The sequence below is a fragment of the Pseudoalteromonas sp. Of7M-16 genome (genome assembly GCF_022347805.1).
GTDB classification, from domain to species: Bacteria; Pseudomonadota; Gammaproteobacteria; order Enterobacterales; family Alteromonadaceae; genus Pseudoalteromonas; species Pseudoalteromonas luteoviolacea_F.
This window is the reverse complement of sequence record NZ_JAKRFY010000009.1, coordinates 195,340-221,005: the sequence shown is the minus strand read 5'-3', so window position 1 is coordinate 221,005 and position 25,666 is coordinate 195,340. Positions and strand designations below refer to the sequence as shown.

At 41.4% G+C, this 25,666-nt stretch carries 19 protein-coding genes; 6 read left to right on the top strand and 13 right to left on the bottom strand.

The features are described from left to right. Positions 1-344 precede the first annotated feature (344 nt). Positions 345-683: a hypothetical protein gene (locus tag MHN81_RS12030; RefSeq protein WP_023401356.1), complete on the bottom strand. Its 339-nt coding sequence runs from the start codon at positions 681-683 to the stop codon at positions 345-347. 407 nt (positions 684-1,090) lie between these two features. Between MHN81_RS12030 and MHN81_RS12025 the strand changes: the two genes are divergently transcribed. Continuing rightward, positions 1,091-2,029 (top strand): DMT family transporter, encoded by a 939-nt coding sequence (locus tag MHN81_RS12025; protein WP_023401355.1) that lies wholly within the window; start codon positions 1,091-1,093, stop codon positions 2,027-2,029. Here MHN81_RS12025 and MHN81_RS12020 read toward each other — a convergent pair. The 9 genes from MHN81_RS12020 to MHN81_RS11980 all read right to left on the bottom strand — a co-directional run bounded on the left by MHN81_RS12020 (position 2,022) and on the right by MHN81_RS11980 (position 11,518). Next, positions 2,022-2,327: a DUF962 domain-containing protein gene (locus tag MHN81_RS12020; protein ID WP_023401354.1), complete on the bottom strand. Its 306-nt coding sequence runs from the start codon at positions 2,325-2,327 to the stop codon at positions 2,022-2,024. The two genes, MHN81_RS12025 and MHN81_RS12020, sit on opposite strands and share 8 nt — an antisense overlap. Positions 2,328-2,381: 54 nt before the next feature. Continuing rightward, positions 2,382-5,531: a CusA/CzcA family heavy metal efflux RND transporter gene (locus MHN81_RS12015; RefSeq protein WP_239425816.1), complete on the bottom strand. Its 3,150-nt coding sequence runs from the start codon at positions 5,529-5,531 to the stop codon at positions 2,382-2,384. 11 nt (positions 5,532-5,542) lie between these two features. Further along, a complete protein-coding gene (locus tag MHN81_RS12010; protein WP_239425815.1) occupies positions 5,543-6,736 on the bottom strand; it encodes an efflux RND transporter periplasmic adaptor subunit in 1,194 nt (397 codons plus the stop codon). 267 nt (positions 6,737-7,003) lie between these two features. Next, entirely contained in the window at positions 7,004-7,357 is a 354-nt protein-coding gene (locus MHN81_RS12005) for a hypothetical protein (RefSeq protein ID WP_023401351.1), read from the bottom strand. A gap of 162 nt (positions 7,358-7,519) precedes the next feature. Next, on the bottom strand, positions 7,520-7,939 hold the full coding sequence (locus MHN81_RS12000) for a fosfomycin resistance glutathione transferase (RefSeq protein WP_023401350.1): 420 nt from the start codon (positions 7,937-7,939) through the stop codon (positions 7,520-7,522). 8 nt (positions 7,940-7,947) lie between these two features. Next, positions 7,948-8,421, bottom strand: coding sequence for a GNAT family N-acetyltransferase (locus MHN81_RS11995; RefSeq protein WP_023401349.1), 474 nt, complete (start codon positions 8,419-8,421; stop codon positions 7,948-7,950). A 19-nt stretch (positions 8,422-8,440) separates the two neighbouring features. Further along, a complete protein-coding gene (locus MHN81_RS11990; protein WP_023401348.1) occupies positions 8,441-8,923 on the bottom strand; it encodes a GNAT family N-acetyltransferase in 483 nt (160 codons plus the stop codon). Between the two features lie 172 nt (positions 8,924-9,095). Continuing rightward, the gene (locus tag MHN81_RS11985) at positions 9,096-9,554 is read right to left on the bottom strand and encodes a YaiI/YqxD family protein (protein ID WP_023401347.1); all 459 of its coding nucleotides are present in this window, start codon (positions 9,552-9,554) and stop codon (positions 9,096-9,098) included. A gap of 80 nt (positions 9,555-9,634) precedes the next feature. Beyond that, entirely contained in the window at positions 9,635-11,518 is a 1,884-nt protein-coding gene (locus tag MHN81_RS11980; protein WP_239425814.1) for a methyl-accepting chemotaxis protein, read from the bottom strand. Between the two features lie 82 nt (positions 11,519-11,600). Here MHN81_RS11980 and MHN81_RS11975 point away from each other — a divergent pair, with 82 nt between their 5' ends. Further along, positions 11,601-12,743, top strand: a complete 1,143-nt coding sequence (locus MHN81_RS11975; RefSeq protein ID WP_239425813.1) for a porin — start codon at positions 11,601-11,603, stop codon at positions 12,741-12,743. A 142-nt stretch (positions 12,744-12,885) separates the two neighbouring features. Next, the gene (gene nfi / locus MHN81_RS11970) at positions 12,886-13,557 is read left to right on the top strand and encodes a deoxyribonuclease V (protein ID WP_023401344.1); all 672 of its coding nucleotides are present in this window, start codon (positions 12,886-12,888) and stop codon (positions 13,555-13,557) included. Between the two features lie 468 nt (positions 13,558-14,025). Here the strand turns inward: nfi and MHN81_RS28245 are convergent, their stop codons facing one another. The 3 genes from MHN81_RS28245 to MHN81_RS28240 all read right to left on the bottom strand — a co-directional run bounded on the left by MHN81_RS28245 (position 14,026) and on the right by MHN81_RS28240 (position 20,146). Then, the gene (locus MHN81_RS28245; RefSeq protein WP_239425812.1) at positions 14,026-18,675 is read right to left on the bottom strand and encodes an RHS repeat-associated core domain-containing protein; all 4,650 of its coding nucleotides are present in this window, start codon (positions 18,673-18,675) and stop codon (positions 14,026-14,028) included. Further along, positions 18,672-19,112, bottom strand: coding sequence for a hypothetical protein (locus MHN81_RS11960; RefSeq protein WP_239425811.1), 441 nt, complete (start codon positions 19,110-19,112; stop codon positions 18,672-18,674). Before MHN81_RS11960 ends, MHN81_RS28245 begins: the two co-directional genes overlap by 4 nt. 248 nt (positions 19,113-19,360) lie before the next feature. After that, positions 19,361-20,146: an AraC family transcriptional regulator gene (locus MHN81_RS28240; protein ID WP_239425810.1), complete on the bottom strand. Its 786-nt coding sequence runs from the start codon at positions 20,144-20,146 to the stop codon at positions 19,361-19,363. 126 nt (positions 20,147-20,272) lie between these two features. Between MHN81_RS28240 and MHN81_RS11950 the strand changes: the two genes are divergently transcribed. From MHN81_RS11950 to MHN81_RS11940, 3 genes are all read left to right on the top strand, one after another. Beyond that, positions 20,273-20,677, top strand: coding sequence for a hypothetical protein (locus tag MHN81_RS11950; RefSeq protein ID WP_023401338.1), 405 nt, complete (start codon positions 20,273-20,275; stop codon positions 20,675-20,677). Between the two features lie 73 nt (positions 20,678-20,750). Next, a complete protein-coding gene (locus MHN81_RS11945; protein ID WP_239425809.1) occupies positions 20,751-21,260 on the top strand; it encodes a GNAT family N-acetyltransferase in 510 nt (169 codons plus the stop codon). A 74-nt stretch (positions 21,261-21,334) separates the two neighbouring features. Further along, entirely contained in the window at positions 21,335-25,552 is a 4,218-nt protein-coding gene (locus tag MHN81_RS11940) for a DEAD/DEAH box helicase (RefSeq protein ID WP_239425808.1), read from the top strand. Positions 25,553-25,666: the final 114 nt, after the last annotated feature.

Genomic DNA, 25,666 nt, shown 5'->3' with positions numbered 1-25,666 from the left:
GCTGCGAAGTGGAGCGCCATATTAACTGCTTCACTTTTAAAGTCAACTAGAAAATTTAATTTTTCTTAATTAAGCTTTCCGTTTAACTTTGACCTTCACCTTGGTTTGCGTTTTCTCTCGCAGCCCGCCGTGTCAGTGGATGCGCATTATAGGGAGATCCAAATTTGGATCAAGTGTTTTTTATAAAAAATGTAATTTAATAGATAAATATCAAAAAGAAAGTGGAAAGGTTAAAGAGATATTGATGTTATGCAGTAGGTTCTTTGAACGCAGATAAAGAGTTACTACTTTAATCTACGCTCTACTAAGTAATGGTTTAAAAAAGCTTTTGATATCAAAACTGACTAATGGCCAATTGCCACATCATAGAAATAATGTTTACGCTTTAATTTCAGATCACCGTTTGTAACTATTTCCATTGCTCCTTCACGGTCTAGGGTAACATTAAAGTCGGTTATGCCTCTTTTAACATTTAATTGCATTTCAAGTTCAGCTTCTGACCAAGAATTTCCAAATCCAACTCGTAGGTCATCGAAACAATCAACTTCTTCAGATAATCTATATGCAGAGCCCGGAAAAATCTGCGTAAGGGTCAATGCAAGTATCTGGTTTTCTTGGCATAAGAACGCAAACATTGGTGTATCTGTTTTATTAATAAATGTAACGGTTACCTTAGCAGACATAGCGTTTCCCTCAAACTGGATAATCTATGTGCAACTATAGGGATATTAGGATTAAATGCAATTACGGGGCATTACAGCATGCGTGTAACAAGTGTTTTTATAGTTTTAACGGATATCATTTTCAGTTTATAGAAGTACGTTTTATACAATGTACCTAGCAATCCGATATTTAGTTCTAAATTACTTTAATGGCAAGTTTCCATATCGTACTTAATTAAATAATCATGCGTAGCTAGCATATACTACCAATGCTATTGTTAAATACATTAATTAAATAAAGTATACAATTTCGTCGATTAATGTAAGTTTTTTAGAAAAGCAGTGTTACTCTAGCGCCACATCAATCCTATCAACCTTAAATCAACCGCGAACATTTAAGCCTGATCTTTCGATTTGCGAGGAAAATAATGTCCACAACCGTATTAGACACTTCATCAAAGGACACGAGCGTCATATTTGCCCTGATAACAGCGATGCTGATATGGGGTTCGAGCTGGATATCGGGCAAAATTATTGCAGATATGGCTCCTGCAAAAGTCACTGTTTTTTATCGTATTGCACTTGCCACACTCAGTATGCTGCCCATTCTTTTGTTTGTAAGAAAAGCCAAGTTACAAAAATTATTTTGCTCTAAAAAAGCCATCTTGTGGTCATTACCAGCAGGCACCCTAATGGCGATGTATAACCAGTTTTTCTTCCTCGGCTTGCTCGACGGATTACCTGGTAAAGGCGGCATGCTAGTTACAACTACCAATCCAATATTTACGATTATTCTTAGCACTATGATTTTACGTATTGCTTTATCTACTAAGCAGGTGTTGGGATGTATGTTAGGCTTAGTTGGTGGCTTATTCATGATTGAAGTGTGGCACTTCGATACCGCACAAATACTGGCATCCGGTAATGCTTACTTTTTACTTGCATCATTAACTTGGGCCTTCTTAACGCTTATCAGCAAGCAAGGTACAAAATTTTGCGATTTTCTTACCTTCAGCACGTTAATGTATTTTTGGGCAACTCTGTTAAGTTATATTTTTGCTTATGATCTGTCACCGATACAAAATATCACGAGTTACTCTGCCACCTATTGGTATCATATGTTTTACCTGTCGATTATTGTTGTCAGTATTGCCACCAGCATTTTCTTTTTGGCAACACAGCAACTTGGCCCAAGCCGATCAAGTTCATTTATTTTTATCGTACCAGTAACAGCTATGGGTATGTCCATTTGGTATTTTAACGAGTCACTCAGTTTAACAATGTTTCTTGGTGGGGCCTTCGCACTATGTGCAGTCTATCTTCTTAACCAGCCAGTAAAGACAGAGCCAAATACAATAACTAAATAGTTACTTTTCGGGTGATGATATCTTTAAACATCACCCAATCAGCTAACAAGCTATAAAATGGGTAAGTAAAAGTTGCGGGCCTATTACCTTCGAAAAAAAAGTGCCCAAACCACGCAAAGCCATAACCAAAAAGAGGGAGAAGTATCAGCAACGCCCATAGCTGCAAGATGATGCTCACAAAGAGTGTAACAAGCACTAGAGCTGAGCCGATAAAGTGCATTCGTCGACAGTTTTTATTGCTATGCTCCGTCAGGTAGAATTGATAAAACTCGTTAAAACTCGCAAATTGCCGTACCATTTTAATACACTCCAAATATTAGGCCCTTGAAAGAGCCTAATATATGATTGCATGCTAATTCAATTCAGATTTATCACACCCTCTTTTCGGTGTAAATACAGGATAAAAGCTTGGCAGCACAAATAAAGTCAACAATGTCGAGCTAACTAAACCGCCAACCACTACTATCGCAATGGGTTTTTGCAGCTCCGCTCCAACACCTTGCGACAATATCATAGGTATCAAACCCAATGCAGATGTCGTTGCAGTCATAAGTACCGGTCGTAATCTAGATGTTGCTCCATCTAAAACAGCCAACAGCTGCTTCTGACTATTGCACCTCGCATTGATGCTTTCGATCATCACCACGCCATTTAAAATCGCAACCCCAAATAACGTAATAAAGCCAACAGAGCTGGCAACTGATAAATATAAACCAGAAAAATAGAGCGCAATAATTCCCCCGGCAATCGCTAGTGGAATATTAATTAAGATAAGGACAACTTGCCTCACAGAATTAAATGCTAGGAACAACATCAATGCAATAAGCAATATCGACAAGGGAACTATCACTTGCAAACGGTGCTGCGCACGTTGTTGACTTTCAAATTGTCCTCCTATCGACACGGTATACCCTGCAGGCAGATCGACTTTTGATGCAATTTGCTGTCGAACATTGGCCACAACACTCCCCATATCCTGCCCTTGCACATTCGCTTGTATGACTACACGCCGTTGCACATCATCACGTCTAATTTGTACTGCGCCAGAACTCAGCTCAATATTTGCTACATCACCCAACCTGATCCATTCTCCCTGCGGAGACAGTAAGGTCATCTCGGCAATGGCCTGTGCATTTTTACGAAATTGTGATTCCAACCGTATATAAATATCGTAACGCTCGTTACCATTGACGATCTGGCCGCCCCTCTTCCCTCCAACACCATCATTGATAATTGACATCACATCTGAAACTGACAGACCATATCTTGATAAAGCCTGCCTTTTAGGGGTTATCAATAACTGCGCTTCACCGGTAATTTGTTCCATGGCCACATCAGTAGTCCCCTCCACTTGACTGATTGCTCGTTCGAGTTCAGCTCCTTTTGCAGCCAAAACCTCAAGGTCAGGGCCAAATAGCTTAATTGCCAGCTGTGCTTTAACACCAGAAAGTAATTCATCAACGCGCGTTGCAATTGGTTGTGAGAAATTAAGTAATACCCCAGGGAACACTTCGAGCTTCTCTTTCATCAGAGCCTGTAATTCTGTGCGACTATGAGCACTTTGCCACTGCTCAATTGGCTTTAACCCAATATAAATTTCTATATTATTAACTGGCTCCGGATCCCCACCAATTTCCGCACGCCCTATCCTGCTCAGCGCGTAAGTGACTTCAGGAAATGCCAATAACCTTTCTTCTATTTTGGGCGCCACGCTCAGCGCAGTATCTAAACTAGCAGATGAGGCCAGCGTCACACGTAAATTTATGGTCCCTTCTTCTAGTTCCGGCATAAACTCAGTACCTATCTTTGATGCTAGAAAAGCACTGAGGCCGATTAAAACAACCAAGGCCGCTAACAATACTCGCTTGCTAGACATAACTCCTAACAAACTTGCTCGATAAACTGTCTCTAAACGTGTAAATAATTGATGAGTTCGGGGCTTAAAATTTAGCCGATAAGCAATGCAAGCCAATGCAGGAACAATCATTAAAGCCACTATGATCGCAAAAACAATCGCGAGCATAATGCTCGTGGCCATAGGTTCAAACATTTTAGCTTCAACTCCTTCGAAACTAAATAGAGGCAAAAACACAATTAAAATGACCAAAGACGCAAAAAAGATCGAACGTGCAACTTCCTGAGCAGCATTACTTACCAAGGTAGTTATACTCTCTTGGTTTTCCTTCGCTTTGCCTGCTCGTATATTAAGCTTTCGCACAATATTTTCGATCATGACAACAGATCCATCTACCAACATACCGATTGCAATGGCAACGCCGCCCAGTGACATTAAATTGGCTGACACTCCCATCCAAGTCATGGTCATCATCGCCAACCCAATAGACAATGGGATAGAGATAAGAACCAATAGTGTTGCTCTTATATTCAATAAAAATAGCGACAATATAAATGTGATGAAAACAAACGCTAACCCAAGTGCTTTGACGACAGTTGTTACGGCTTGCTCTACTAAATCAGCTTGATCGTAAAAAGGAATTAGTTTTACCCCCTTGGGCAGCGCTTGCTGTATGTAATCAAGCCTTTGGTGGATCGCGTCTATCGTATCTTTGCTGTTTGCACCACTTCGTTTAAGTACGATGCCAGAGACCACTTCCCCCATAGCACGCATATCTCCAGAGCTATCACGGCGTGTCATGGTAACAGCACCTTGACGTATCTCTGTACCAAACCCAACACTTGCTACATCGGCAATTGTAATCACTGTACCATCGACTACCTTAACGGGTACCTGCTCAATCTGTGCAATACCTTGCTCTCCACTGGCATACCAACCTGCGCCCCTGATCACTAACTGCTCCTGCCCTCGGTTTATATACCAGCCACCCGCATTCACATTGTTTTCATCCAACGCAGTGTTTACATCTGACTGACTCAACTGATATGCCAATAACTTTTTGGGATTTAAATTGACTTGATACTGTCGAACTTCACCACCAAATGACAGTACATCCGTTACACCATCAACTGGCATCAGTAACAATTTTACAAGCCAATCATTGAGACTTCTCAATGCCATTTTGTCAAAGCCAGCCCCCTCTTCTGAAACTAGGAGATACTGAAATACTTGTCCTAAACCAGAAGTATTTGGCCCCATCTTTGGTGTGCCAGCCCCTGTAGGGATCAATTCTTTGGCATCTTGCAGACGTTCAAATACTAATTGTCTGGCGAAATAAATATCCACGCCTTCATTGAACACAACAGTAACCCCAGACAGCCCTGTTTTAGAGATAGATCTCACCTCTTCTACATCTGGCAATGCATACATCACGGCCTCTATCGGAAAGGTGATCAATTGCTCAACTTCTTGCGCGGCAAGCCCTGGGGCTTCTGTATTGACAACAACCTGTGTGCTAGTTACGTCAGGAAAGGCATCTAAGTTTATTTTCTGAACTGAAAAAATACTCGCAACCATGAGTATGATAACCGCAATAAGGACTAGATATCGATTATTGACCGCCCATAAAATAGTATTATTTAGCATCATCTTTACCCTCAATGGTTATGCGGATCAAAGCCACTTTTAGCGAGCTCTGAAGCAATAAAAAATGCGCCCTTAACTGCAATACGGCTACCACTTGGCAAGCCAAACACAATACGCTCTTCATTAATTTGAGAACCTAAACGTATTTCGGTTGGTAAAAACGACGCGTCGGGCTGTTCAACAAAAACAACCCAATTTTGCTCTTCATTGCGCATTACAGCCGATTCAGGCACTAACATTGCTTTTTGCGCAGAGGGAACAAGAAAGTTCACATCGACAAACATGCCTGCATGCAATACATCGTCTTTATTTTCGACTGAAAGCCGAATGATTTTAGTCCGTGTTTTGGTATCTATGGTGTGTGTTTGCTGGATCACTTTGGCAACGTATTCGTAGTTTTTGAAAGAAACTAAAGCAGTCGCTATAGTTTTTGGTTCAAGTTCCGCTTCAACAGACAACTTGGCCTCAACCCAAAGTGTGCTTTCATCCGCCAATAACATCAGTGCGCTTCCAGCAGAAATTCTTTGTCCCTGAGAAAACTCATCCTTCAACACAATGCCTGCTTGTTGCGCAACAAGCGAGTATTGTCCCAGCGTATCACTGGCTGAGGATTGTAGTGACTTTATTGCCAAGTCACTCAGTCCTAATGCAACAAGTTGTCCGTACGCCGCGCTGTATTTGGTTTTCACGGCAACTCGTTCACTCTCACTGATAGCATTACTCGCCAGTTTTTCTACTCGCTGCCAATCACTTTTTGCCAGCAAGTAGTTAGCCTGAGCTTGCGCCATGTCATGGCTAAACAAGGTAACTAACTTTTGCCCTTTTTTAACTTTTTCACCCAATATTACATGACGGCTCACCACCACTGACTCTGTTCTTGGAGACACTATGTAGCTGGTATAGCCATTCGCTTTTACTTCTGCAGGTGCGTAATAACTCTGGTGAAACTCTTTTGGGTAAATATCAGCTACTTCAATGCCAGCTAAAAGACGCTGTGCTTTAGTTAGAGCAACAGTGTTTATTTCATCTTCCAACCTAGTGCCATGTTTATGCGTTTCTTCATGTTGATGATCATTCGTAGCATCACCATGACTATCCACTTGTGCCGAGTGACCATGCTCCGACGACGCGGCTAATATACTTTGGCTGTGTATACCAAAAAGGAAAAGCATGAGTTGCAAGTATCGTTTTGTCTTAATATTCATTAATAAAACCTCCAGTTGCCAACCTCAGGCTAAGTTACATAATTCATGAGCCCGGGTGGCAAAGTCATGCACAAAATAACACCACCTCCATTGACATATGGAAGTGTTGTCGGCATGACAAAACCACGTGAATAAACATTCACGTATTTCTTTACTTAGTCTTTGCTGCCAGATCTGGCTTGGGGTATAGCTCTCACTAAGCGTTTAATTTATACGCTCGCCGTATTTATGCTGTAGGCAACGCTAGACGAGCTAAAAGTTAAAAGCTTATGATAAAATGGGAGGTTTATATTTTGACTCGACTCTTTTACGTATCTGCGCGTCAGGGACTGTAAAAGTACTTAAAGTAGTTTTTAAAATGGTATTTGTCGAAGGTTGAACGGTTACCCAAGAAGTGTGACTTCCTGAACAGTGACCGCAATGGTGGCAATCTTGAATGGCGTGTCCATGCTCATCTAGTTCAACCACAGTAGTTACACGTTCATCATGCTGATGAAGGTGGGTGGTTTGCAAATGCTGTGCGTCAACTAAATGGAGATCTGACAACGAAGCAACCGAAGATACTGACTGCAAAGCAATCACTATCATAAGCATAACGTTGACAATTATTCTGACACTCAAGGTAGCACCTTAGCATTATAAATGAGCTGATAATATAATTAGTGCAAGTCATAATGTCAATTTTAGAATTTGAAAAAACCCTGTAAACCATTGTTATGTAATAACATTAACAACAATCCGTTGCCAAATTTAAAACAGTGCTAACGCTTTATCATGGTTCAATTAATGTTCTTCATACCATACCAACTCGTTGTAGGGATTAGCTTTTAAACTGTTTAAGCGGCTTTGCATTGAGCCCACGTGCACTTCCAATTTATGACCATCAGGGTCAAGAATGTAAAGAGACTCACCTTCACTTCTATTTTGCTGCCAGTGTTGTAATTCCAGACGTTCAACCTTTTGCCGATATTCGATGAAATTCTCTGGCTCAATGTTCAATGCAAAATGTGTATAGTCTTCTTGTGCGTTTAATTTACTACTGGGCTGTTCACAAATACTAAGACACAGCCACAATTCCCCAAAAGATAAATATGCGCCACTTTGCCAACGTACATGTGCAATCGCCCCCAAGTTTTGATAAAACTCTATGGAACGCATCAAATTGCTCACTGACAGCGTAATATGATTAATGCCCGTGATCATCTCACCCCTTATAACTCTTTGCTCATAACCAATACCTGATAGCCTTTTGATTCGGTCTCAAATAGAGGCTTAAACCCCAGCTCACAATACAAACCTCCTTGCAAATGCTCGGTTTGCAAATAAAGCGTCTCGATGTTCGCCATTTTAGCTTTATCCAAAAGATAACTAACCAATGCAGTGGCCAATTGCTTGCCTCTCGCTTCGGGGGCAACATATACCCCACCTAACCAATGTTCGTATTGCGGATACGCTTCCATTTCTCGAAGCTTTAGTTCAGCAGCTGCAACCAGCTCATCATTTTTAAGTGCAATGATACTTAGGGGTAACTCGCTTTTATTTAAAGACTTTTCTAGCTTTTCAGTTAATTCAGATAAGGAATAGCGGCCACTGTGCTCACACCATTCTTTATAGTACCAAGCAGCCACAGTCGGTAAATACTCTGGTTTATCTGCTAAATAGTAAAATGCCAAATCCTTGTTCATATTGACGCCTTTTTATTTTTTACTCTAGCCACTTATACATTATGTAACTGTCAACCAAACCTAAGTGGCGGTGTCGATAAGCTTTGGGGATAGTTCCAATGATCTCGTAACCTAGCTTTTTCCAAAGTGCGACAGCAATTTGATTGCTTGACACCACAGAATTAAACTGCATGGCTCGAAACCCCAGTAATCGTGCCTGTTGTTGTGAATGTTCACATAACTTTCTTGCCACTCCCTTCCCACGCGCCTGCGGCGAGACCATATAGCCGCAATTACAGATGTGGTCACTCGGACCCATCGCATTTGCTTTGAGGTAGTAGCTCCCAATCACTTGTCCATTGTCTTCGTAGATAAAAGCTTTGAGCGGTTCTTCGCACCAAATCTGATATGCAAGGTCTTCATCCATTTTAGGGTCAAAGGCATAGGTTTCTTGCTGTAATATAACATCTTTAAATACTGGCCAGAATTCTCTAAAGTCTTGTTTTGTCATCGCTCTTATCAATTGAATACTCCTTAACGGTTAGACAGCTTTACACCGTCATCTCAAGTTTCAGACAGAATAATAATGTCCATAAACTCGATACAATCGCAAGGGATAAATCAATAAATAATATTTAGCAATAGGTAGGTAAGTGCACAGCCAATTTTGCCGAAGAAGGCTGTGCACATTGAAGTTAAGCTTGATTTGTTTTGTGCTGCTGCAACCATCTATCTAGACAATTTGCAAATTGTTGCTTTTCGCTTTGGCTCAATGGTGGTGGTCCCCCAGTTTGCACGCCACTACTTCTTAGAGTATCCATGAAGTCACGCATATTTAAGCGAGCACGAATATTTTCTGTGGTATACATTTCCCCTCGAGTGCTTAGCGCCAGTCCACCTTTTTCAATAACTTCTGCTGCCAGAGGAATATCACTGGTTATCACCAAATCACCCGCAGACATGCGTTTTACAATTTCATTGTCAGCCACATCAAAACCCGCACTCACTTGCAGTTTACAAATATACGGAGAAGGGGGTGTCTTTAAATACTGATTGGCAACCAAGGTCACAGTAACCTGTGTCCGTACAGCGGCACGAAACAAAATTTCTCTAATTACGACAGGACAGGCATCTGCATCAACCCATATGGCCATAAACTCTTCCTCAAACACAGGTGTTTTCATTAAACTAAAATGATACGTGCTTTTTAATCGACTGAAAACACCTAGCTATGTCAAAGAGTGAACTTTGAAAGTAGTACTTCTTGTTCGTGAGATTGTTGCGCAAGCTCTTGGCTCGCTTCATATTGCTGGCTCGAGAAACTATCTACTTCTACACTGATATCATTAATATTGGCGGTATTTTTATTGATCTCTTCAATGACCACACTTTGTTCTTCAATGGCCGTTGCAATTTGAATATTACGATCCATGATATCTTTCACCGATTCGGAAATCTCGTTCAGCATTTGTGTCGCATGCTCTGTTTGTTCAACACATAGTAACGTTTTGTCCCGACTTGCTCCCATCGCGTTTTGCACTTGGTTTGAAGATACCTGAATTTGCTCAATCATACTTTTGATTTCGGTTGTGGACTCTTGGGTTTTTGTCGCCAAAGACCTAACCTCATCTGCTACCACAGCAAATCCACGCCCCTGCTCACCCGCTCTCGCGGCCTCAATTGCTGCATTTAATGCAAGTAAATTGGTCTGCTCTGCAATCCCATTGATCACCGATAGGATGTTCTCGATGCTATGGCTATATTCGGCTAGCTGCGTACTCATAGCGTGAGATTCATTAATCTCTTCAGACAGTGCCGATATTTCCTTTTTCGTTTCTAAGAAAACCTGCTGCCCATCGCGCGTTTTGTCATTTACTGTTGTAATAGAACTGGCTGCATTTTGCGCACTGCCTGCGATCTCGCTAGAAGTCGTACTCATTTCATGCATGGCGGTTGCCAAACTTTCCACTAAACCAACTTGCTCCTGCAAACGAGAACTAGACTGTGTCGCCAACTCTCTAGCCGCGTCACTACTTGATACCACAATGTCCGTACCATGTTTCACTTGCGATACAAGTTGATGTAATGAGCCTAAGAATATATTAAATTGCTGTGCCACCTTGCCGCACTCATCGTCATTTTTTATCGTCAAACGCTGCGTAAGGTCGCCACTGCCTGAAGCTATATTTGTTATCGCAGCCTCAAGCTCTTTTAATGGTTTCAACAAATGAATAGCCAATGTTCTAATCGTTAAAGAACCTAGCACAATGGCAATGACCGCAATAATAAATGTATTGACCGTCATTTGGTTTAACACTTGATAAACTTTATCTTTATCAAGCATCACCGCCAGATACCACACGTTTCCATATTGATCATCCAAAGGGTAGTAATACACAATATGCTCTTTCCCGCGAACCTCTACCTCAAGCACTGATTGCATTTTGGACAGAGACAAGTTTGGGGAGATATCCCGCAATGTTTTACCATTCAGTTCTGTTTGTTGATGCGAAATAATCTCGCCTTCTTTATCAACTAAAAATGCGAAACCAGTATTGTCAAAATCGACTGCATTGATACTGTTGGCAATCGCCGTCAAACTTAAATCACCGCCAATTACCCCTTTAAATTGCCCTTGATAGTTAACCGGTGACACCACTGAAAGTAGCAATTCGCCCGTCGCGGCATCAACATAAGGGCTAGTAAACACTGTTTTACCTTGCTGTTTAGCCAGCGTGTACCAAGCGCGCTGCCTAAAGTCGACACCAGGTGGATTTTGACGATTTGGATTATTTGATCTGAGTCCAGTTTCTGTTTCAACCGTACCAAATGCCAATAAAAATGAGCTACTAAAATAGGGAGTGTTCAATGCCTTTTGAAAATTTTCTACGCTAAAATCAACGTCTAATTGCGTTTTAACTAAATGTACTTGCGCAGCCTTTTGAGACAGCCAGTTATTAATACTTATTGCGAGCAGTTGCGTCGTATCCGCTACATAAGCTGCTGTTTTTTGCTTCATTGAATTGTTGATAAACCAGTATGTGGAGCCACTGAACACTAGGATAATAATAAACACCACCAGCGCAGAAGCGACTGAAAACTTGGTTCTAATCTTCATAGTTGTTCGCCAAAAAAAATCAGTCATCATCGAAAAGTGTTGTCTATAATTCGCTTTATCGCAACTAATTGGTTTAAACACTATGAAAACAGCGAGCGGCTCTCCTTTTGTTCTTATACTCCTTTGCTCTTCATTTGCTTACCCGGTTTTTGCAAATGATAACCGACCTGTCACAATGGAAGACATTAAAGCGCTAGAAGCCCAGCTGGCTGAGCTGAAACGACGATTTATAAACCAAAATCCCCAACCTAAAGATGTGGCGAAGACTGAGACACCTGCGCCAAAGGTTAACAAAGAGGCCAAAACTCACACCCTTGATGTATATGCAACCATGCGCCCAACGTTTGGCCGAATTGAAGATAGAGGTGAAGAGCAATACGATGTACGTGATGCCCTGTCTCATGCTGGCGTTAAGGCCACCCATAGGTTTAATGATGACTGGGCCGCAGAACTGCATGGCGAATGGAGTATTGATGTTCAAAATACCGGAGAGTTTGGCCGTTCACGCCGTGCTTACACGGCCCTTGTTACGCCTGTAGGACGCTTTGGCATCGGTAAGCAACGCCCTGCGCAATACCTGTTTATTGCCGAGTACGTCGACATATTTAATCATGCAAATAGCCCCTTTGCGTACGATGTTGAAAGCCTCTTTTTTGTCGATAATCTAATTAGTTATCGCCTTGATACAGGTCCTATTACTTTTGTTGCTGTCGGCCAATTTGATGGCGATAACAATGACAATAACAATGACTTATTTAATGCGGGTGTCAGTTATAACAAAGACGGTTTACACGCTGCGATTACCTATCAAATGAATGATGTATACGACCAACAAGTACGACTCGGCGAAAATTCTCTGTGGGCGGGGTCTTTGGCATATGAGTTTACCGATAGGTTTTATGCCGCAGTGTCTTATCAAGATAAAACCTATGAAAGAGAAAATGTTGAAGATAGAGATGGCTCAACGCTAGATTTGTCATTTGCCTACAAATTGAATAAGTACTACAAGCTTAAAACTGGCTACTTTGATTTTGACGATGGTTATAATAATAGCGATCCAAGCAATCAAAGCTATGACGGGTACAACGTAACTTTGGAGTGGCTACCCACCCCACCACTGCGCGTACACTTTGAATACCTAACTAAATCTTACACCAACAACCAAGATTTTGACTCGCTGTCTGTTGGTTTTAGGTATGACTTTAGAACCTCAATCAACTATTGAAATTGCTAGTGCCTTTACACTTTTACGCAATATGTAAAGGTACTTACACTCTCAAACGTGCCCTTTTGAAGCACAATACCATTGAATTTAGATTTTTAATCTCTATTCTATTGGTCACTCTTGTCCATTATTAGTAGTCAGCATGATCCAATACGATGCACCACAAACCGAAGAACAAGCAATAGAGATCCAGACATCCTTCGCCGACAAAGTCATTACCTCTGATAAATTGGCGCATATAGACACAATTGCTGGTGTCGATGTTGCTTATGATGAAGACAGTAACCAAGTTGTCGGTGCCGCTGTACTCTTAGATGCAAAAACGCTTAAAGTGATTGAATCCTGTAGTGTTGTAGAGTCGATAAGTTTTCCTTATATTCCAGGGCTTTTTTCTTTTCGAGAAATACCACCACTTCTCAGTGCTATCAACAGGCTTTCTGTATCGCCCGATTTAATTGTCTGCGATGGTCACGGCATAGCACACCCAAAGCGCTTTGGTATGGCGAGCCATTTAGGCGTTCTACTTGATATACCAACCATAGGGTGTGGTAAAACCAAATTAGTAGGTGAATATCAGATGCCAGATAGCCAAAAAGGCAGCTGCGCGGATCTAATAGATGCTCAAACATGTATTGGAAAAGTGTTGAGAACACAAGACGGTGTTAAGCCTGTATTTGTTTCAATTGGTCACAGGGTAAGCATAGATACAGCGATAGAATGGATAAATAAACTCACTCCCAAATATCGCCTCCCGGAAACCACACGACAAGCCGACCAGCTAGTTAACCGCTGCCTAAAAGATTTGCTTAGCTAAAGCATCAAAAAAGGCCATGATATCATCATGGCCTTAGCGTTTTTGATTATAGCTTTGAGTCTGTTTATTAAGGTTATTGCCAAACGGCGGTTACTCTCACCATAAGTAAATGCCAATAACCCATTGATATATAATTTGTTAGGAAAATCCTAACTTTAAATTAAGCCCACCAAGTTAATAACTTGCCAAGCTCTTCTCCTCTTTGTTTACTGCTTAACTTCGCTAGTTCCTCCAAGCCCTGCTTTCTTTTTACGAGTGGAAAAAGTATCAAAGTAAGCACAGTAAATATAAATAGAAAAATCATAGCTGAAATAACAGACAAATATATTTTCTTAAATAAGAGCTCATCTTTAAAAACAGTACTGCTTGCTGATAGCAGCAAAATAAATAGCCAGAGTTTCACCACGAAATATCTTATCATTGACCCCAAAACAATAGGGTTCAAGACATTAGATTTTAAGTAATTTACTACCATAACTCTCTGAGCCACTCATGAAGCTGATCTGCTACAGGAACAGGTGAAGCGGTATCAATAACATTTTTAACGGCAGTTGTTAACGGATCCTCTTCAGTCAGACCGCCTTTAATTGCACCTGCGTAGCCGGTTTGCGCGGCTCCTGTCACCCCCATGGAAATCCTAGCACCGACCGAATCAATCTTGCCAACACTGTTTGCGCCGGAAATCGCCGTCGCCAACATTTTGGCTCCATTAGCGCCGACCGCCCCTACTAAACCTTCTACTGCAACTTCCGTAAATTTAACTTCACCGTAAATTGCATCGGAGAAAGACATCTCTTGGCTTGCGAGGTTCTTTGCCACTTGCTGACCATAATTAATGGCCGCAGCGCCAAGTCCAGCTCCTACCCAAAGTGGTAGTTCACCATCTGGATCAGTAAATTTATATGGATTGTTGTTTGCATAAGAAAAACGATTAAATCCTTGTACAATATTACCAATACCAAGATGCCCTGCAGCATCTACAGGATCATTAGAATAAAAGCGACCAATCACGGGATCATAGTAGCGAGCTTGTGCATAGTTGAGCCCCAAAGATTTATCGTACATATGACCTGTGTAGCCTACTTCATCCTCTTGCGAGTTCAAGGGTTCACCAAAAGGCATATGACGCTTCACTCCAGATTTAACTTTCGTGAGATCTACGCTGCCATATTTTGCCACCAGTAAATTATCAAAATAAACATAGTTAGTCCCAGCACCATCTAACGAGCCTTTTTCACTAAAAACCAACCTACCGTGAGCATTGTAAAAACTAAAACTTTCTTTACCATTTGCAGTGGTTTTAACACGCTTTCCATGGCCGTCATATACAAAGCTAGTGCCGTTTGCAGTGATCATACGACCAGCCGCATCATAGGTCATATTATATGCGCCGTTATATAGAGTGTTGCCTCTCGAGTCATACCTAAAACTGCCATAGCGGCCGCTCACACCAGTTACCTTAGATAGGCGATTATTTGATGCATATGTGTAATTGAGATTTCGTCGACTACTCGAATAATGAGAAATATTACCTAAGTAGTCATAGTCTACGTCGATATTACCTAGTGCTGAGCCGCCTCGGGCATAAGTCAAGCGGCCTTCGCTGTCATAATTCATACCTGAGATAGTAAAACGACCATCTACATAGTCTTTAATCGACTGAATATTATGCTGATCGTTGTAGCCATATTGATAGCTAACAAGCGCTCGACTTCCCTGCTTATAACTCAAGCCTTTCGGTAAACCAATATCTGTGTGCAAAGACAAGTCGTACTTAACCCCGTTTGCATACTCAAATTGTCTGGGTATACCATTGGCGTGATAGTAGATATTCTTAATTACGGCCTGTTCCAGCTTACCTTGTTGGTCATATATATTGATTGACTTTGGCGAGCCTGTTCCACTTAGAGCGTACTTTACAACCGAACCATCTGGGTATACCAATGACTCTAGATAGCCAGATTTATTATACTCGTAGTCTAAAAATAGTGGCGTTTCACCCTCGATATAAAGTTGCTCATCTTCCGCTAAATGCATTGAATTGTAATTATATCGCTGTGTTACTGAGCCTTGACGAATAGATAGTGTATTGCCTGCAGCATCGCGCTCAAAGTGCACATCATGTGTTCCCGATGGGTAATCGATCAGCTTTAAGTTTCCGGCATTATCGTACTTGTACTGTGTCGCACCAGACGGCATAGCTGTCACACAACTCGTATTAGCAACACCTTTTTTAGACCATAGTTTTTTACCCGTCACATCATATTTTAATAATTCGTTGCCAGTATCTGCTCGACGAATTAAACACAAAGTGCCATCAAAACTGCTGTATAATCTGCGTTCTATAAATGACTTACTACCATGAGACTTTTGAATATAATTAATACGTCCAGCGGCATCCTTGTCAATGTTTGTCGTTGACTCTTTAGTAACAACTTTTAGAAGCTCGTCATAGGAAGGCTTCCCAAACGGCTTATACCAGCGACTAACCTCAAGCTCCGTCCCACCATTCTCGGTAACTTTATTTCCTTGTTCATAAGCAAATAACCTTAGTCCTTCTTGGCGTGTTTTACTAAAATATAAGCGTCCGAGGTGGTCGTATTTAAATACATCTCCATCGTTCTCATTATTAGAGAAGCTAGGCAGGGAAGAGAAGATCTGTCTATTGTCTGAATCATATTTATAGGATTGATAAATATCTTTGGAGCCACCTAACATACTGGGGTCAGTTAGTTTCGTATGTACCAAACGGTCATATGTATCATAGTGCTCTTGCACTTTTAAGCTATAACCACCATTACATTTTTTCGTGTATGTATTCAAATCACAGTTATAAATGGTACGGCTGTTTGAGTTATTGTTCCACGCAATACTCATATCTTGCCAACTGCCATTTATTTGGTCTACTGGAAACTCAATACCTACTACCCTATTTTCACCATCATAGTAATATTTACTAGTATTGCCGTTAAAGTCCGTCGCTGACGTTATATTTCCCATTACATCAGCAGTGTAATGCTCATCAACCAAAGAAGTACTGTATGGCGCATAGCGACTAACTTTTTGAGCGATACCCGATTTATAATCACTTAGCTTTTCAATATATTGACGTCCAGTATAAGAGTTTGATGAATGGGTAACTTGCGTTAAATTGCCTTCATCGTTATAACTGTTAAACCGTTTGACCACGCGGCGATATTTATTTTCGTACGCAGGCAATAGCATGTTTGACCACCTCCCACCGTCTGATGAAAAGCGCCTAAATTCAATATAACTTAGGTTATGATAATTATATCCGTCTTCAGACACTTCATAGCTTTTATGCTGCTTCAAATGCCATTTTGCAATATCATGATTATACAATCGTTTAACATAGTGGGTCTTTTTATTATTCAATAAATACTCTTGCTTTTTTGATGTACCAAAGCTATCAAAATCTGAGTATTGTATTTTATAGATATCAGAGTTAGTTTCAGTTACCTCTTCTTTGATATGTGCCATTCGAGTTGTTTGCTCAAAATTTGCATTGCGATCGTAGTTGATTGAGCCTAGTTGATCTGAGCTCCAATAATCAAATTTTTTGGTACTCAACAAGCGATTATTGGACTTTTTACGCGTCTCAATGGCGAATGTTCTATTTTGAAAGGGACTTTTGTTATCTCGGTTTATAAAGTACTTCTTATAGTAGTCTTCAGGTCCATCCACTCTAGTCCACTTAAAGTAGAGTTTATCAATATTACTAGGCGCTGATCCCTCAAAAATATTCGAACCGTCTCTTGAATTTAAGCCAGAAGCTTCGGAATAGGTGTAGTTCCATACATAATTTTCAATACCTCCATTTAAGTTAGCATTGATAATCTTCACTTCTTTACTTTTAATACTCAGCCGAGAGATACAACGCGGGGTGCTACCTTCGATATTACCAGGTGCATTAAATATAGAGTCACCTCGTTCGCTCATAATAAATTTAGCAGACGATTTATTCGGATGCTGCACTGTCATTACAGTTTCATGAGTAGCGTGGTAACACCCGATTGGTGAAACAGGCGTTCCACCTGCAATGATTAAATCAGCAGCCTCCGCATCTATATAATCTGTTGTATAATGCCATGATCGGCCACTTGGGCGTATCAGCTCAATACTTAACGGGCTATTCCAGTTCTTTTGCTTATAGCGAACAATTGTCCACTTACGCTTGTCGCTCGGATTCTTTTGATTATACCCTTCAATGGTGAAAGCACCACTGTAACCACTGCGCTGATGCCCCCCCAAACCGGACTTTACTTCCAGCACACGCCCATCACTGGCAATGGTTTTACCTTTTTCATATTTCACCCAGTTGCCAAACTTATCGACTATTTTCGATAACCTAAGCTCAACTCGATTTAAATATGCCGGGTAGTCATCTATATTATAAATGGCAGTTCCCCACTCATTTAAGGTCGTCGTATGTTCCACCTGATTAAAATAGTATTTATCGCCATTAGGTGCATGCGCAATAAACCCTTCTTTGCCACTTTCTGTGTAACAAGAGACTAACCAATTATCATTGGTAAAATAGCGATAAGAAGATTTTGCTTCTGCCCAGCCGCCTTTATTCGCTATTAACCTAGACTGTGTGCGACCTGGAACATAGAGTTCAAACGCCCCTGTCATTGAGTGAACAATTCGCTCTTTAGTTTCTGTTCTGTTCTTTACAATATCTTGTGAACAATACTTTCCGTTTTGCCATGATATTGGCATGGTCGTAAAGTCCTTACTGGACATGTAAGTGAAAGATATTCTAGCTACATCTCGGTACCAGCTTCGGTGGTAGGGATAATTGGTATCATATCTATATCGATAATCTACAGGTAAATCAAAGTTGCCGGGCAAGCTAATATCCGTATTGATAAATGACACTGTACCTGCACCCGTGTCAATTTTATCTGTGAACATATCGTGATTTAATTGCTCTACCTTTAAAACATTGCTTAAATCATTACCCGTCATAGCACTGGAGAATTGGCTAAGTCTAACCCCCTGTACTTCAAAAAGATCTTCAGTTGTAAGTGCACTTAACGTTGTTGCTGTAACAATAGAGCCCACAACTAAACTATAATTTATAAATTGCTTCACAGCGTACTCTCCGCAACTGGACTGCCTAATATATCTGGATGAACAAATATAATTGATTTTTTAAACGTTAAGCTTGAGCTGGCAAGGCCTGTATTTTTACAGGAAATATAGTTGCAAGCTGAGATGCGAACTTGATGATACTGCTTAAACTCATTACCTAATATAAGCTCAGTACCTTCAACTATTTTTATGTCAATCCAATCACCTGATGTATTTTTTGCCTGTATTAAAAATTTACTCGCATGCTCTACATCATTCCAAGACACTTTAATACCGCTGCTTAACTGCTGTTTTTTTAAACCTGTTGGCGCTTCAAAAACACCTTTTGGTATCAGAGGAATGACGGTAAAAACTTTACCTGAGTGTATGGGGATCCAAGTTGTTTTCGCATTTACAAATGGACTTAGAAAAAATATTAACAGTAGAAAAAACTTCAACCAATATTACTCCTTAAAATTAAAAAGCGAATAATAATGATTTTTTTCTACGCGTCAAAAAAGCGAAAACTCGTTAAAAAACAAATGTTATAAACAAATTAACAACACTATCAAAACAACTAATATGAATTATCAATTTCATCGAACCACAATTAAACAACTTGATTTTTACGCAGTTTAAAAATAGATAAATAGCGCATTTTAATGTAAATAAAAAATATAAATTAAGTGGTTTTTAAACAATAAAACTACTTTTTATTTTCTTTACGCCACGCGGCTGGCGTTTGACCTAGATGCTTTTTAAACTGGCGAATAAAATGTGTGGTGTCACTCCAGCCTAATGTTTCAGCCAACTGACTTACAGGTAAAGCGGTATGTAATAGCTGAGTACAGGCTTGGGCCAATCGTTTTTCAGTGATCCATTGTCCTACTGTATAGCCTGTTTCTCGCTTAAATAGGGTCGCAAGATATGGCGGGCTAACATGCACAGCTGTACTCACTTCGTTTAACCCAATAGGTTGTAGAAAATTAGCTTGAATATAAACCAGTGCGCTTTCAACCTTTGCATTATATTGGGTTTGGTTTGGCGCCAATGCGCCTGCCTGATTAAGCTCATTTAATAATAGAATGACAAAGCTGCGCTGGACTTCTAAAGTGAGCTTTCGTTGCTGTGCCACCATTAACTCATGAAATAACGTGACAATAAAATCACGTCTATTCTGCTGGGTTTTACGTGCCGGTAGTTCGCCCCTTTTGACACTTTCAAACGGCATCATTAAGTCACTTGATGTTAAATTTAAACAGTCAGGACAAAAACTCAGCCACAAAACCTGCAACCCACTCCCCTCTAGCAAGGAATGAGGGACACCAGGCGGTACAATATTAAACATGCCGGGTAAAACCTGAAAAGGAACACGATGAGCAACGGTCATTTCGCCTGCCACGATATATGTGAGCACACACTCTGCGTGTGAACCATGCTTTTGTTCAACAAGTGTATCTAAAAACGCCTCCCCAACTGAAAGTGCATGCACCTAACATCTCCCAATATCCTAAAACAAAGAATAAGCCGATTATCAATTAAAACTGTCAATTTTTAACGGCTATAAACCTATCTAATATAGTCAGCATATTAAAAAACGCAGATTGATAGGTGTATTATGATTGAATCTACAGAGACAATAAACTTTTCCACAGCCTTGCTTGGCCTCACGTTACATATATTGATTTGGGAAAAGCTTCCTGACTGGGGCACTTGGTTTACTGCCCTAATCCACAAACTACCTAAACCATTAGCCTACCTCTATGAAGCTTGGCAATGTCCCTACTGTTTTGGGTTTTGGATCGCATTGTGTCTCCATGGCATCACACAGCAATTTACGCTACCAGGTTTACAAGTTATGCCGGGCGTTTTAGGTATTGCCGCAGTGCCAATTGCATGGTTTTTAGATGCCCTTGTTACCGCGCTATTCATTTATGTAGGTAGCTTGCTGTTAAAAGCACTTGCAGGTCCCGCACTATCGGGCCATCAGCAACTGATGGCATTTAAACAGTCACAAAAATGAAAAGCTGACTAACATTAACGAATATAGATTTAGTGGGCGGTCAAGGTTGGCTTGCCCATGGAGCGGTTTAATTATGACGCCTTTGTTTCAAACTTCGAGACTAGATTTCTATACCTGCAGCGCCTTACTGGAAACCCCCGAATGCGCTGCATCCATCGTAAAAATACTCACGCCTTCTGTGGTGTCATTTTTGCCACAAGATTGGCAGTCTCCACCACAAGATTGCGACGCGCACCATTGGCTTAACGGCAAATTAAAAGAGGCTGAGATTTACATCGCAGTGCCTAAGTCATCGCCTCTCAATTCAACCTTCCATCCCATAGGACTCGCCATTGTACACAGCGAACAATACAGTGCTCATCTTGGCTATTTAGTTGCCGAGCAAGATTGGGGAAAGGGATATGGCACCGAATTGCTGTCGGGCGTAATGGGTTATTTAAGGCAAAACACACCAATTAAAACAGTGCACGCAGGTGTTGATCCTAATAATCTTGGTTCAATACGTGCCCTTGAAAAATGTCGATTTGAATTAGCACAAACGTCAGTAACTGGAAGAAATGCCTTTTATATCCATCGTTTTTAAACCATGCATAAGACTTGTGACAAACGCTGCCATTTGGTACTTTCCCCCGCAATACCGTATGTTTAGGAATACTTTTGGACGCAATCAATCGCTCGCTTAATTTGACAGCTGATACACACGCCACGATAGAACGGCTCTACCAAAACTATTTGGCACTCGATGATGATTATAAAGCGCTAGTTCAGGTGCTCGCCGTGGTGTTTAAATCAGCTTCGACAATCAAGATTAAACAAATATTGAAGCGATTAGCAGAACAAGGATTCATCGCGCAAGGCAGACCAGCGTCAGCGCTAAGTTCAGAGTTGACAGCGGTGCTTGAAAGCAAGCAGTTGGCACAGTGTGAGCAATTAAACTTACGCATTAATCCACTGGTTGCGAATCTTGTCACACAACATGTTCAGAAGCTCGGGCTATTATTACCAATTTTAAAGTGTGCAGAAGAATATATACCTGTACTCAATGCCTATGAATGGGAACGAGATCCAGAAGATGAAAACCGCCTGACACGTGACTTTTTGTTTCTTGGCCAAATACCCAAAGCAAAAAACCGTCTCGCATTTAACAAGAACCCACAAATGGTCAATGTTCACAACAACGCTGCGTTGGTGCATTTTGTGTTTTTCCCATTTCAGCTAGATACATTTCTCGAACTCCCTGAAGATATGCAATACCAAGCTTTTGCTGCTCTGCTATCTAATCAAAAACAGTTTGGTATGGACCCGAGTGTGACAATTGAGTTGTTAACACAGGCACAAGTGCACAGCCCGAAAAATCGTGATCTACGTTTACTATTGTGTGAAAGTTTGTTACTGATGAACAATACCGAGCAAGCGCAACTGCTCATAAAAGCAAATGACATAACGAGTTACGGCCAACAGCTTAAAGCCTGTTTTTTACTTTTAGACAATCAGTTGAAAGCGGCGTGCGAACAGTTTAATGCGGCATTACAAGCACAACAAAAATACTCTAAAAAGAAAGCGCCTTACCTTCATGGCTTTTTTGGCTGGTTGCACTTACTTGCTTTGATGGCATCTGGCACTAGCCAAAATAACCATATTGAACAAGCAATGACGCTTGCTAGCAATCAGCTCTCAGACAAAAAAGGTACTAAAGCAAATTACTATATCGGACAGCTATTTGAGTGCTTAAGTGAGTCTTTACTTACTTGCGCACCATTTATCACACAGTTTTCAGAGCAGGAACGAGATTTACAAGACAGCCCTCTAAATTTTTATGTATGCCAGCTTTTTTCGCTGTTTGCTTTGTACTGGTGCAAACAACCGATTAATGATTTGCAGTTAGAGCGATTGACGTTATGCCGCGCATTTTTTGATACAGGTCGGCTCAACATCTTGTCTGCTATGGCTAATCAGCTACAAGTAGAGACTAATTCTACGACATACGATACCCATATAGCGCTGAATTTTCCTAGGCTCATCAAGCAGCAATCTGAGTGGGACTTGGCGTTAGACAGATTACTAGCTCTTGCGCCTGCACATATTTCATCGGAGCAAGACAAGGCACAAAGCACAGAGCGGTTAATTTGGCTTCTCGATATAGATAAAGATAATGTGTGTTTCACTGCAAAAATACAAAAGCAACAACAAAGCGGTTGGAGCAAGGGCAAAGCAGTCTCCCTTGAAACCCTGCATTTAACCCATCAAGAGTTATCATATCTAACATCTTCGGACCTTAACATAATTGAAGCCATGAGCGTTGAGCAGCACTGGCAGCACACGCATTATCACTTGCAGAATATCAATGCACTTCGCGCAGCCGTTCACGCCTCAAACATCTATCATGTGAGCGATTTAAATGAACCGATTGAAGTGGCAGAGTCACCCGCTCAACTCGCTATTACCGAGTGCGGTGATCAGCTACTTTTAAGTCTACCGGAACTCCCCAATGACTTTGCAAAACGCAGTACGGTATATTCGATAAAAAAAGACTCTGAATATAAGTATGTATTCACTTACTTTGAAAAACCGCACTTAAAAATCGCCAGTATAATTGGCGAAAACGGACTGCTTATTCCCAAGCAGGCTAAGCAAAAACTCATTTCCAGTATTGCGGCCATTGCGCCATTGTTAAATATTCAATCAGATGTGAGCGATATTGATATCGGTCTTGAGACAGTTGCAGCGCAGCAGCAGCTGGTGATCAATGTCAGTCCGTACCAGCAAGGTTTGGAATTTCACTGCTTGAGTATGCCCTTTGGCGATGCAGGCCCCGCATTTCACCCCGGGGTGGGCAATGCAAGTATCAGCACAGAGATCAATGGCAAACGCATTGCCACAAAGCGAAACCTAGTAATGGAACAAGAGCTACTAGATAGCCTAGATACACAATGCCCCGCTTTTTTAGCCATGGCAGACAACCGGCTTTGCATTGCAGACCTACAAGATGCCCTGTGTGCACTGGAGCAGCTAGAGCTTTCACTGCAAAAAACGCCACCACTGGCGGTCCAAATTCGCTGGCCAAAAGGGAAAAAAATACAGCTCTCTCCCACTTTAGAATCACAGCATTTACAACTGGCTATCTCTAAGAAAAATCAATGGTTTGATCTAAATGGAGAACTGCAAATCAATGATCAACAAGTGCTAGATCTTAAAGAACTACTCAAACTTGTTGAGCAAAGTCATGGCCGATTTGTGGAGTTAGACACACAGCAAGTAATCGCACTGTCTCACGCTCTTCATGAGAAACTTGTTCAGTTAAATCAAAGTACAGAGCAAGGTCGGTTTCACCCCTTAGCCAGCCCAATAGTCTCTGAAGCCACCACAGGCATGCGCATGAAAACACTCCATGCGTGGGAGCAGCAATCACAATTAATGCAGCAGGCGAACACTTTAGAGCTCGCACCGCCAGCTGATTTACAAGCGACGCTTCGCGACTACCAATTGTCAGGATATGATTGGGCCATGCGACTTGCCCATTGGGGCGCAGGAGCCTGCCTCGCCGATGATATGGGACTGGGTAAAACGTTGCAATCTCTCGCAGTCTTGCTATCGAGAGCACGCAAAGGGCCGAGCTTAATCATTGCACCGACATCCGTGTGCTTTAATTGGCAACAAGAAGCACGCAAATTTGCCCCAACTTTAACATTAAAAATGCTTGCGCACTTCCCCTCTGGCGAAAAACGCCACGCGCTATTTTCAGAGCTTCGAGCCCATGATGTTGTCGTTGTCAGCTACGGATTACTGGTGCGCGATATTGCATTGTTGAAAGAAATAAACTGGTCATCTATCGTTGCCGATGAAGCGCAGGCTATTAAAAATCCACTCTCACAACGGGCAAAAGCGGCTTGCGCGCTAAAAGGTGAGTTTAAAATGATCACAACAGGCACACCTATTGAGAACAACCTAGTTGAGTTATGGTCGCTCTTCCGTTTTGTAAATCCAGGGTTACTTGGGAATTTAAAACGCTTTTCAGAGCGTTTTATTCAGCCAATAGACAATAAAGATGAAAAGCCCATCGCAGCGCGCTACGCACAACAAAATTTGAAAACCCTATTGCAGCCGTTTATCTTGCGTAGAATGAAACACCAAGTACTCACCGAGCTTCCTCCGCGTACCGAGATCAACGTCCCGATACAACTCAGTGACGAAGAACAAACCTTGTATGAAGCACTGCGGCAGACGGCGATCGCGAATATTGCTGAAGCCAATGAACAACAAGATACTGGGACTCAGCATCTCGCGATGCTCGCTGAACTGACCAAGTTGCGCCAAGTTTGCTGTAACCCTAATTTAGTCGCGCCAGAGTTAAGTCTCAGCAGCGCAAAATTGGCAAAACTTGATGAGTTACTATTAGAGCTCCGCGACAATGGTCACAAAGCACTGATATTCAGTCAATTTGTTGGCCATCTGAAATTACTCGAAGTACATTTGCAAAACCGCGGGATCAGATATCAATATTTAGATGGCTCAACCACAGCGAAACAAAGGCAAGAAGGTGTCAACGCATTTCAGCGCGGTGATGGAGATGTCTTTTTGATCAGCCTTAAAGCGGGTGGATCCGGATTAAATTTGACCGCAGCAGACTATGTGATTCATATGGACCCTTGGTGGAACCCCGCTGTCGAAGCGCAAGCATCAGATCGCGCACACCGCATTGGTCAATCGCGCCCCGTAACCATTTATCGTCTTATTGCACAGAACACGATTGAGGAGAAAATCTTAGCCATGCATGAGCAAAAGCGTGATTTGGCACACCAATTACTCAGTGGTCATGATGCGATTTCCAAACTATCAGTAAAAGAAGTGTTAGAGCTACTCAAAGATACGCTATAACTCAGATTAAAATGGGCGAAGACATAGAACCAAAGGTTGTCTTTGCCCCTAATTTAGCCACTATTCCAGATACATTTTCACTTAGCATGTAAGATCTTCATACTTTTATTGTTG